Source organism: Nocardioides sp. (assembly GCF_035703625.1).
GTDB lineage: Bacteria > Actinomycetota > Actinomycetes > Propionibacteriales > Nocardioidaceae > Nocardioides.
In genome coordinates this window covers 1-3,531 of the sequence record NZ_DASSXS010000164.1, presented here as the reverse complement: position 1 = coordinate 3,531, position 3,531 = coordinate 1, and the positions used below count along the sequence as shown (strand labels likewise).

The following is a 3,531-nucleotide window of genomic DNA, read 5'->3' as shown; positions in this document are numbered from 1 at the left end:
GCCGGAGACCATCAACTACCGCACGCTCAAGCCCGAGCGTGACGGCCTCTTCTGCGAGAAGATCTTCGGTCCCACCCGGGACTGGGAGTGCTACTGCGGCAAGTACAAGCGGGTGCGCTTCAAGGGCATCATCTGCGAGCGCTGTGGCGTCGAGGTCACCCGCTCCAAGGTGCGTCGCGAGCGGATGGGCCACATCGAGCTCGCCGCCCCGGTCACCCACATCTGGTACTTCAAGGGCGTCCCGAGCCGGCTCGGCTACCTGCTGGACCTGGCGCCGAAGGACCTCGAGAAGGTCATCTACTTCGCGGCCTACATGATCACCGCCGTCGACGAGGACGCCCGTCACCGGGACCTGTCCTCGCTCGAGACGAAGGTGCAGCTCGAGCGCGAGCGCCTCGAGAAGCGCCGCGACGGCTCGCTCGAGGACCGCACCAAGAAGCTCGAGGAGGACCTCGCGACGCTGGAGGCCGAGGGCGCCAAGGCCGACGCCCGGCGCAAGGTCCGCGACGGCGCCGAGCGCGAGATGAAGCAGCTGCGCGACCGTGCGCAGCGCGAGATCGACCGCCTCGACGAGGTCTGGAACACCTTCAAGTCGCTCAAGGTCCAGGACCTGATGGGCGACGAGATGCTCTACCGCGAGATGAAGGCGTGGTTCGGCAAGTACTTCGAGGGCCACATGGGCGCGACGGCGATCCAGAAGCGCCTCGAGAGCTTCGACGTCGAGGCCGAGGTCGACTCGCTGCGCGAGACCATCGCCACCGGCAAGGGCCAGCGCAAGGTCCGGGCCCTCAAGCGGCTCAAGGTCGTCGACGCGTTCCGCAAGACCGGCAACCAGCCGATCGGGATGGTGCTCGACGCCGTACCGGTCATCCCGCCGGACCTGCGCCCGATGGTGCAGCTCGACGGTGGCCGCTTCGCGACCTCCGACCTGAACGACCTGTACCGACGCGTGATCAACCGGAACAACCGGCTCAAGCGCCTGCTCGACCTCGGTGCTCCCGAGATCATCGTCAACAACGAGAAGCGGATGCTCCAGGAGGCCGTCGACTCGCTGTTCGACAACGGCCGTCGTGGCCGTCCGGTCACCGGCCCGGGCAACCGGCCCCTGAAGTCGCTCTCCGACATGCTCAAGGGCAAGCAGGGCCGCTTCCGGCAGAACCTGCTCGGCAAGCGGGTCGACTACTCCGGCCGCTCGGTCATCGTGTCCGGTCCGCAGCTGAAGCTGCACCAGTGCGGCCTGCCGAAGCAGATGGCGCTGGAGCTGTTCAAGCCGTTCGTGATGAAGCGCCTCGTCGACCTGTCGCACGCGCAGAACATCAAGTCCGCCAAGCGGATGGTCGAGCGTGCCCGTCCGGTCGTGTGGGACGTGCTCGAGGAGGTCATCACCGAGCACCCGGTGCTGCTCAACCGGGCACCCACGCTGCACCGGCTCGGCATCCAGGCGTTCGAGCCGCAGCTGATCGAGGGCAAGGCCATCCAGATCCACCCGCTGGTCTGCACCGCGTTCAACGCGGACTTCGACGGTGACCAGATGGCGGTCCACCTGCCGCTGTCCGCCGAGGCGCAGGCCGAGGCCCGGATCCTGATGCTGTCGACGAACAATATCCTCAAGCCGTCCGACGGCCGTCCGGTGACGATGCCGACGATGGAGATGGTGCTCGGACTGTTCTTCCTCACCACCGACCGCGAGGGCGAGCCCGGCGAGGGTCGTGCGTTCTCGTCGGAGGCCGAGGCCATCATGGCCTTCGACCGTGGCGAGATCTCGATGCAGAGCAAGATCCAGCTCCGCCTCGACGGCATCGTGCCGCCGCTGGAGCTCGGGCTCGGCGACTGGGAGGAGGGTCAGTCGCTGACCCTCGACACGACGCTGGGTCGGGCGCTCTTCAACGACACCCTGCCGGCCGACTACCCCTACGTGAACTACGAGGTGGGCAAGAAGGCCCTCGGCGCGATCGTCAACGACCTCGCCGAGCGCTACACCAAGGTGGAGGTGGCGGCGTCCCTCGACGCACTCAAGGACACCGGCTTCCACTGGGCCACGCGGTGCGGCGTCACGGTCTCGATCGAGGACGTCGTCACGCCGGCCAACAAGACCGAGATCCTGGCCGACTTCGAGTCGCAGGCGTCGAAGGTGCAGAAGCAGTTCGAGCGTGGTCTGGTCACCGACGAGGAGCGCCGCCAGGAGCTCATCGAGATCTGGACCCAGGCCTCCAACGACGTCGCCAAGGCGATGGAGAGCAACTTCGACCGGTCCAACCCGATCTTCATGATGGTCGACTCCGGTGCTTCCGGAAACATGATGCAGATCCGGCAGGTCGCGGCCATGCGTGGTCTGGTGGCCAACCCGAAGGGTGACATCATCCCGCGGCCGATCAAGTCGAACTTCCGCGAGGGACTGTCGGTGCTGGAGTACTTCATCTCCACGCACGGTGCCCGCAAGGGACTGGCCGACACCGCGCTGAGGACCGCCGACTCGGGCTACCTGACCCGTCGCCTCGTCGACGTCTCCCAGGACGTCATCATCCGCGAGGACGACTGCGGTACCGAGCGCGGCCTGCCCAAGCGGATCGGTGAGCGCCGTGAGGACGGAACGGTCGTCAAGCACGAGAACGCCGAGACCGCGGCGTACGCCCGGACCTCGGCCGTCGAGGTCACCCACCCCGAGACCGGCGACGTGCTGGCCGGAGCGGGCGAGGACCTCGGCGACGTCAAGATCGGCGAGCTGGTCGCGGCCGGGATCGAGGAGGTCAAGGTCCGCTCCGTGCTGACCTGTGACGCCCGGACCGGAACCTGCGCCAAGTGCTACGGCCGCTCGCTGGCCACCGGCAAGCTCGTGGACATCGGCGAGGCCGTCGGCATCATCGCGGCCCAGTCGATCGGTGAGCCCGGCACGCAGCTGACGATGCGTACCTTCCACACCGGTGGTGTGGCCTCCGCGGACGACATCACGCAGGGTCTGCCCCGTGTGGTGGAGCTCTTCGAGGCCCGGTCGCCCAAGGGTCGTTCGCCGATCTCCGAGGCCGCGGGCCGGGTGGAGATCGAGGAGACCGACAAGGCACGCAAGGTGCTGGTCACCCCGGACGACGGCTCGGAGGTCCAGGAGTACCCCGTCTCCAAGCGCTCGCGCCTGCTGGTGGCCGACGGCGACCACATCGAGGTCGGGCAGATGCTGACGGTCGGTACCCCCGACCCGCAGGACGTGCTCCGGATCCTCGGTGTCCGCAAGGCCCAGGAGCACCTGGTGGACGAGGTCCAGCAGGTGTACCGCTCGCAGGGTGTGTCGATCCACGACAAGCACATCGAGATCATCGTGCGGCAGATGCTGCGCCGGATCACGGTGATCGAGTCCGGTGACACCAACCTGCTGCCGTCGGAGCTGATCGACCGGGTCGTCTTCGAGGAGGAGAACCGTCGCGTGGTCTCCGAGGGCGGCAAGCCGGCCTCGGGTCGCCCGGTGCTCATGGGCATCACCAAGGCGTCGCTGGCGACCGAGTCGTGGCTCTCGGCGGCCTCCTTCCAGGAGACCACCCG

General features: G+C 67.6%; 1 protein-coding gene. It reads left to right on the top strand.

What is annotated here, in order from left to right; genetic code table 11:
* Window positions 1-3,531, top strand: a 3,531-nt coding sequence (locus VFN12_RS08100; protein WP_325118132.1) for a DNA-directed RNA polymerase subunit beta', incomplete at both ends; no start/stop codon positions are given.